This is a genomic window from Alphaproteobacteria bacterium (assembly GCA_004295055.1).
Lineage (GTDB): Bacteria > Pseudomonadota > Alphaproteobacteria > SHNJ01 > SHNJ01 > SHNJ01.
On sequence record SHNJ01000021.1, the window covers coordinates 1 to 7,038 of the forward strand.

General features: G+C 50.9%; 5 protein-coding genes. 3 read left to right on the plus strand and 2 right to left on the minus strand.

The window, feature by feature from the left end; genetic code table 11:
• Positions 1 to 1,043, minus strand: a 1,043-nt coding sequence (locus EYC62_05425) for an efflux RND transporter permease subunit (GenBank protein ID TAH34282.1), incomplete at its 3' end; no start/stop codon positions are given.
• 12 nt (positions 1,044 to 1,055) lie between these two features.
• Positions 1,056 to 2,222: an efflux RND transporter periplasmic adaptor subunit gene (locus EYC62_05430; protein TAH34283.1), complete on the minus strand. Its 1,167-nt coding sequence runs from the start codon at positions 2,220 to 2,222 to the stop codon at positions 1,056 to 1,058.
• A 165-nt stretch (positions 2,223 to 2,387) separates the two neighbouring features.
• Here EYC62_05430 and EYC62_05435 point away from each other — a divergent pair, with 165 nt between their 5' ends.
• From EYC62_05435 to EYC62_05445, 3 genes are read left to right on the plus strand one after another with little or no spacing between them, the layout of a single operon-like run.
• The gene (locus EYC62_05435) at positions 2,388 to 3,662 is read left to right on the plus strand and encodes a pentapeptide repeat-containing protein (GenBank protein ID TAH34284.1); all 1,275 of its coding nucleotides are present in this window, start codon (positions 2,388 to 2,390) and stop codon (positions 3,660 to 3,662) included.
• Entirely contained in the window at positions 3,659 to 4,957 is a 1,299-nt protein-coding gene (locus tag EYC62_05440; protein TAH34285.1) for a pentapeptide repeat-containing protein, read from the plus strand. Before EYC62_05435 ends, EYC62_05440 begins: the two co-directional genes overlap by 4 nt.
• A 51-nt stretch (positions 4,958 to 5,008) precedes the next feature.
• Positions 5,009 to 7,027, plus strand: a complete 2,019-nt coding sequence (locus EYC62_05445) for a heme lyase CcmF/NrfE family subunit (GenBank protein TAH34286.1) — start codon at positions 5,009 to 5,011, stop codon at positions 7,025 to 7,027.
• Positions 7,028 to 7,038 lie beyond the last annotated feature (11 nt).

The window sequence follows — 7,038 nt, forward strand, 5'->3', positions numbered from 1 at the left end:
ATCACGACCGCAACCAGCGCAACCGCTTCGAAAATAGTTTTGAACACTTCTTTGATCGAACGGTCGATGAAAATCGAAGAATCATAGGCGACTTGCACATTCATGCCGGGCGGCAAGGCTTTGACGATGTCGGGAATGGCTTCCTTGACTTCTTTCGACACTTGCAATGGATTGGCGGTCGATTGTTTAATCACGCCCATCGCCACCGCAGGCTTGCCGTTAAACCGTGCGTTAACGCGCGTATTTTCGGCATCTATCTGCGCGCTGCCAATATCTCTCAACCGCACCAGATAATTGGGGCCTTGCTTGATAATCAAATTGTCGAATTCTTCGGCTGTGCGCAAATCGGTTGTGGCCTGCACGGTAAATTCACGCTTGATACTTTCAATACGGCCGGCCGGCAATTCCACGTTTTGATTGCGCAACGCCTGCAACACGTCCTGCGGCGTTAAATTATAAGCCGCCAATTTCAAGCGATCGAGCCAAATACGCATCGCAAAGCGCCGTTCGCCGAAGATCCTTACGCCGGAAACGCCATTTAGATTCTGCAGTTTATCTTTGACATACCGATCGGCGACATCGGTTACTTCTAATGGAGAATGCTGATCGCTGGAAAAAGCCAAATATAAAATCGGCTGCGCGTCGGCTTCGACTTTGGCAATGCTGATATCTTCGACTTCTTCCGGCAATACGCCTTGCACCCTCGCCACGCGGTCGCGTACGTCGTTGGCGGCATCATCGACATCGCGGTCAATGCGGAACCGAACCGTAATCTGGCTGCTTTCCGAACGGCTGATCGAAGACATCACCTCGATCCCTTCGATTCCCGAAACCGAATCTTCGATGATTTGCGTAACGCGGCTTTCCATGATTTCCGCGCTGGCGCCAGGATATTTGGCATCGACCGTGATAATCGGCTCGTCAATGTTCGGATATTCGCGAATACTTAGCCGTTCAAATGCCATCACGCCGATCAACAGCACCAACAAATTGATGACGGTGGTGAAAACCGGCCTTTTGATCATGGTGCTGGTGATTTGCATAATGCCTGGACCCTAATTCGCTTTGGCTGCCGGCGGCGCTTCGCCATCCGGTTCTTTTTTATCCGCTGGCGCCGGCATAGCGGCGCGAATAGCGGAAACAGGCGCGCCATCGCGGATTTTCATCTGACCAGCAGTGACAACCTCGTCCCCTTCGCTCAATCCTTCGGTGACTTGCACAAGACCTTGATCGCGGAAACCGGTTTTAATCGTGGTATTGACCGCTTTACCATCGACGACTTTATATACAAACTGGCTGCCGCCGGTTGGAATGACCGACTGTTCCGGAATCATTAGCGCGGTCAATTGATTGCCCAACGGAATCGAAATTTGCGCAAAGGCGCCTGGGCGCAGCACCTGATCATGATTGGGCACATAGGCGCGCAAAATAACGCTGCGCGTTTCCGCGTCTATTTGCGGATCGATAGCATAAATTTCCGCAGTAAATACTTGACCCTGCATAGTCGCGGTGGTCAGATTGATTTTCTGGCCAACCTGGACATTATTCAAATAAGTCTCCGCGATGCGGAAATCCAATTTTAGCGGGTCGAGCTTGGTAATCCCCGCCAAATCCTGCCCCGGCGCAACATAATCGCCGACACTGACCGACCGCACGCCGATCACGCCATCAAACGGCGCCAGCAATTGCATTTTCGCAAGCCGCGCGCGCGATAAATTCACGCTCGCTTCCGCCGCCTGCCATTTCAACCGGTTATCGTCGCGCGCATTGGCGGTACCGGTTCCCTTGTCAAACAAAGCGCGGGAGCGTTCGTAAATCTGTTTGGCCAAATCGCGCGAAGCGATCGATTCTTGCAACTCGGCGCGATATAAACTGTCATCCAGCGAAATTAACACCTGATCTTTTTTGACAGACTCGCCTTCCTTGAAATGGATTTGCGCGATGCGGCCGGCGACTTCGGGTTTTAGGATAACCGATTCGTCGGCTTGCAGAGTTCCAACCGCTTTTACTTCCGCCGCCATTGGTTTCAATTGCAAAACGACCGTTTCAACAGGCGTTGCAGGCATTTGGCCAGCCGGCGCCGCTGCGGCTGGCGTGGCGGCGGTGCCGCTGCCCTTGACACCGGATAAAATCGGGAAAAGCTGATCTTTGAAATAAACCGCCAGCGCCAGAAAAGTTAAAAATATAAGGAAATACAGGGTTTTTTTGTTTTTGGGCTGCATGTTTGGACTCCGCTTTGTGTTCCCAATATAGTCGGCTGAAGCAATTAGGAAAGTGTTGTTTTTGCGACATAAAACATATTGTCCACCGGCAATCCCAATTTCGCAAAAGGGATCTTTGTATACTTTATGGCTTTGTTACTATAATTTAAAGGATCAGGCATTCTCATGAACTCTGCCGAATTACACGATATTCTGGATAAGCACGCTAAATGGCTGCAAAAGCTGCCAGGGGGGCAGCGCGCCGATTTATCCAAACAAAAATTAATGGGCATAAATTTAGAAGGCGCACTGCTGCAGTCCGTGCGTCTGACTGGAGCAGATTTATCCGGCGCCAATCTGAAAGGAGCCAATCTGAGTTACACCGATATGTTTGTGGCAACTTTGGATGGCGCCGATCTATCGAACACCAATATGGCACGCGCGGATCTGCGCGGTGCGTCGATGAAGGGCGTAAACTTGGATTACGCAGACCTAAAACAGGCCGATTTGCGCGGCGGCGCTTTCTTTGATGCCGAAAACAGCGCGCCCGAAGGCAAAAAACGTGCCACTGTTGCCGATTTCATCGAATCCGGCGGCGGCGAACCGTCCAATACCGGCGCGAATCTTGCGGATTCGTCCTTATATTGCACCAGCCTGGTTGGGGCGAAACTGGCCGGCGCAAATTTATCTGCGGTCAATTTATCCCGCGCCAATTTGGATGGTGCCAATATGACCCGCACTAACCTAAAAGGCGCTAATTTAGGACTCGCGTCCATGAAAGGCGCGACGTTATCAAGTGCATCGGTCGAAGGCGCCAATTTCCGCCATGTCGATTTTGAAGGCGCGATTATCGACGATATCGATTTTTCCAAGGCCGATTTGCGCGGCGCGATGCATGATTCCGTCACGGCCAATTTGCCGTCGAAAGTCCGCCAGGCGCTTAGCGAGCATTTAAACTGGATCCGCAGCAACGGCGAAGCGGGCGAGCGCGCCGATCTGATGAAACTGGATTTAAAGCAAGCCAATTTATCGGGATTCAATTTAATGGCGGCAAAATTATCGGGCGTCAATTTCGAAGGCGCAAATCTGTCGTTTGCCATTTTGTCGCTGGCGGATCTTAGCTGGGCCAATCTAAGCGGCGCCAATTTATCCCGCGCCATATTAAACGGCGTCGATTTGCAAAAAGCCAATTTGCAAAAAGCCAATTTATATGGTGCCGACCTGGATTGGGTTGAAATCGAACGTAGCAGCGGCAACAGCGTGCAATCATCCAATCTTGAAGCCGCGCAATTTATCGGCGCGAATCTGGAAGGCGCGAATTTCCGCAACACATTGCTAAGCGGTACCGATTTTTCCGGATCCAATTTACGCCACACCAATTTCCTAGGCGCGGATATTTCCACCGCCAATTTCAACAACACCAACCAACAAGACGCTGTATTGCCGGAATCAGACCTATGACCCCGGATAAATTATTAAAAATTCTCAGCAACCACGAAACCTGGCTAAAGGGCGCGGTTGGCGGCAAACGCGCCAATTTTTCACATCAAAATCTGTCCGGCATGTCTTTTGTCGGCTTAAATTTAAAGCTGGCGCAGTTTACCGGCGCGGATTTACGATATTGCAATTTTTCCGGATCGGATCTTAGCGAGGCGGATTTATACGGCGCCAATTTGCATGGCGCGAATTTGGCCGAAGCGACTTTATGCCGCGCCGATATGCGCGGAACAACATTGCAAGACGCCGATTTCACAAGGGCCAATCTGACCGAGGCCGACATGCGCAGCGGCCGGTTGATTCGCGGCAAAACCAATGAAGACGGCGAAAATGTTTCAACCGCGGATCTGTACCAAGCGGAAGCGGAAGACAAAGGAAAACACGCGCATTCCGCGGTGAATCTGAAGAACGCCAAAATGTCGAAAACCATCTTAATCGGCGCGCAGTTGCTGGGCACCAATTTGACCGGCGCCGACATGTCGGAAGCGGATTTGGAAAATGCCAATTTATCTGGCGCGAATTTATCGCGCGCCAATTTGACCCGCGCCTCGCTGGTAAAAGTCAATTTGCAAGGCGCCACCATCAAGGACGCCTGTTTCAAACACGCGGATTTGAACGATGCGAACTTGGTCGGTGTCGACTTGATCGATGCCGATATCACTGGCGCCAACCTGCCTCGCCCAAGCCTGCAAGCCAAACCGTCGATCCAGCAAATCTTGAACGAACATTTTGTTTGGATCAAGGAATCCGGCGCCAAGGGCGCGCGCGCCAATTTGTCCGGCGAAGACTTGAAAGGCCTGGATCTTTCAGGAACCAATTTGTCCGGGGCGGATTTAGACCGTTGTAAAATGGAAAATATCAATTTGGAAAATTCCATCCTGGTTATGACTAATTTTTCCAGCAGCGTTCTGCGCCAGGCCAAATTGCATAAAGCCGTTTTGGAAGGCGCAAACCTGGCCAATGCCGATTTGACGCAAGCCAACATGGATGAAGTGCAATTGGGCGCCGTCGATTTAAAAGGGCCGGACGGAATTCATACCGGCCGCACCTGGCCATCCAATCTGGTCGGAGCCAATTTGTTCAAAGCCAGCATGGTCGGAGCGCACCTAAGCGGCGCAAATCTTGCGGACGCGAATTTATCGCAAGCCGACCTTAGCCATGCCGATTTGCGCAATTGCAACCTGAACAACACCAAATTTGAAGGCGCCAAAGTGCAAGGCGCAAAATTCCCTGACGGATTCAAGCCGAAATTGGCTTAATATTTCACCTTCCTTCTCGACTCCGATTCATTTTCCGATTATCTTCGCGCCATGATTATCGAACTTGGGCATTTCGCGGCGATTCTGGCATTTGTGGCCAACGGGCTAGCACTGTTTTTTGGCGTGCAGAACTTTCGCCACGATTTAGCGGCGCGCGATGCCAGCCCGATCATGTTTTTGCGATTCAGCTTTTTATTGCTGAGTGCGGCGATGATTGCCCTGATGAACGGCTATATTCATTCCGATTTCACGGTGCGCAATATTTTCGAAAATTCGCACACGATGAAGCCCCTATTATATAAAGTCTCGGCTTTATGGGGGAATCACGAAGGATCTTTGTTATTCTGGGCATGGATTTTGGCTGGATATGGCTGTGCCTTTACCTTTTTATCCAAATCCTTGGAATTTCAAAGCCGCAATATCGTTACCAGCGTTTCGGCCGCCGTCGGATTTTGTTTCACGGGATTCATGTTGCTGGCATCCAATCCATTTTGGCGGTTATTCCCGCCGCCGCCGCAAGGCCGCGATTTAAATCCGATTCTACAGGACCCCGCGCTCGCTTTTCACCCGCCTTTACTTTATCTCGGCTATATCGGATCGACGGTATTGTTCGGATTCGCGATGGCCGCTTTATTGCAACCGGCCAAAGCTAAACCCATCTTTAATGCGATGCGGCCGTGGGTATTGTTGGTTTGGTCTTTTCTAACGCTCGGCATCGCGCTTGGCAGCTATTGGGCCTATTACGAACTGGGTTGGGGCGGATGGTGGTTTTGGGACCCGGTTGAAAACGCGTCTTTAATGCCATGGATATTATGCACCGCCCTGCTCCATTGCACCATTGCCGCGGCGCGAGGACAATTGATACATTGGTGTCTGTTATTGTCGATTGGCGCGTTTGGGTTAAGTTTAATTGGCACGTTTCTGGTGCGTTCGGGGATTCTGACTTCGGTGCATGCGTTTGCGAACGATCCGATGCGCGGAATTTTTTTATTGGGCATCATCGCCATCATCCTGGGCTGCGCATTGCTAATCTATGCCTTGCGCGCAGCCAGAATTTCTTCCGCCGCGCCGGAAAATTTCCTGTCCCGGGAAATGGGATTCGCCCTGCATAACCTGTTCGCCGCCGTGTTATGTTTTACCGTATTCCTGGGCACTCTATACCCGCTGTTTATTGAATTATATAACGGGAAAAAATTGTCTATCGGCATGCCGTATTTTCAATTGACTTTCCTGCCGATCGCGGCCCCATTGCTGTTAATCATGGCGGTTGCCCCGTTTTTGAAAACCGCCGCCACGCCATCGCGTTTTTTTGCGCGGCAATGCCTGATCACTTTTGCCGCGGCCATCATCCTAACCGCAATCACAATCGCCGGACTCCGGTATAAATCGTCTTTAGGGGCTGTTGGAATTTTTATCGGTTGTTTCGCGATTGCAGGCAGCGTTTGGGGATTTTTACGCGCCGCCGTGAATCGCAATATCAACTTCAACACATATACTTTTGCGCTGGGCCATCTGGGCATGGGGTTAAGTGTAATAGGCATGGTGGCGTCGATCGCCTGGCTGTCCGAAGACACGGTGCGTTTAAAGATCGGCGAACAAGCGACGGTCGGCGATTATGTATTTACCTTGCAACAAATCACCGAAGATATTCGCGACAACTATGCCTATGTCCAAGCCCGATTGCTGGCGGAGAAAAATGGTTACGCGCAATTGCTTTATCCGGAAAAACATCTTTACCCTTCGCAAGGCATGGTTACTACCGAGTCATCTCGCGATACGTCCCTTATGGGCGATGTGTATACCGCCATGGCCGAAGTTGAATCCGATAAATCCGCCGCGATTATGCGCCTATCCTATCATCCATTGGTGGTTTGGATTTGGCTGGGCGCGGCAATTATGGGATTGGCCGCGTTCATGCAGGCATTGCGCTTATTAACAATCGCCCAACCGTTAAGAACCGGGGTCAAAACCCATTTCCGCTTTAATTCCAAGCGGCTAGTATTTGGTTTTGCCGCCGCAATTATTTTATACACCGTTATCGGATCGCCCTTTTTCCTGTTTATATTGTGACCTTATTGGGG

Coding starts and splice junctions, on each gene's coding strand:
- EYC62_05445 (TAH34286.1), top strand. CDS start 5,009: ATGATTATCGAACTTGGGCATTTCGCGGCGATTCTGGCATTTGTGGCC.
- EYC62_05435 (TAH34284.1), top strand. CDS start 2,388: ATGAACTCTGCCGAATTACACGATATTCTGGATAAGCACGCTAAATGG.
- EYC62_05440 (TAH34285.1), top strand. CDS start 3,659: ATGACCCCGGATAAATTATTAAAAATTCTCAGCAACCACGAAACCTGG.
- EYC62_05430 (TAH34283.1), bottom strand. CDS start 2,222: ATGCAGCCCAAAAACAAAAAAACCCTGTATTTCCTTATATTTTTAACT.